This is a genomic window from Bradyrhizobium sp. NBAIM03, assembly GCF_020194055.1.
In the GTDB taxonomy this organism is placed as follows: Bacteria; Pseudomonadota; Alphaproteobacteria; order Rhizobiales; family Xanthobacteraceae; genus Bradyrhizobium; species Bradyrhizobium yuanmingense.
Genome location: NZ_JADYVS010000283.1, coordinates 1 through 386, shown reverse-complemented (window position 1 = coordinate 386; position 386 = coordinate 1). Strand labels below are relative to the sequence as shown.

The window sequence follows — 386 nt, the reverse complement described above, 5'->3', positions numbered from 1 at the left end:
CACTTGCGCCATGCGACTAACTCTGGGCGGATGAATGTTAGAAGCCCAACCAATGTTGGTACATCAATCATTCGCGAGCTCACCATCGCTGATTGCGATGGTGCTTCAGCAGCCAGGGCCACTGGATCACGCACGCCAATGAAACTGGATCCGCAATCACTTCGCCTGTTTATCAGCGTGCTTGAGGAAGGCACCATTGCGGCTGCCTCGCAGCGCGAACACATTGCCGCGGCCGCCGTGAGTCGCCGGCTCAGCGAGCTGGAGTCGCTTCTGGGATCGCAACTCCTGATTCGCAGCAATAAGGGCATCGAACCTACGGAAGCCGGAACGGCGCTGATGTACATGGCGCGCGGTGTCCTGAACGACCTCAGCGGCATCGTCTCGGA

Annotated in this window: 1 protein-coding gene; it reads left to right on the top strand. The window is 58.8% G+C overall.

Features of this window, described 5'->3' with window-relative positions; translation table 11 throughout:
- Window positions 1-138: 138 nt before the first annotated feature.
- Window positions 139-386 (top strand): LysR family transcriptional regulator (locus I6F21_RS38520; RefSeq protein ID WP_225184491.1); only part of this gene is annotated, 248 nt, incomplete at its 3' end.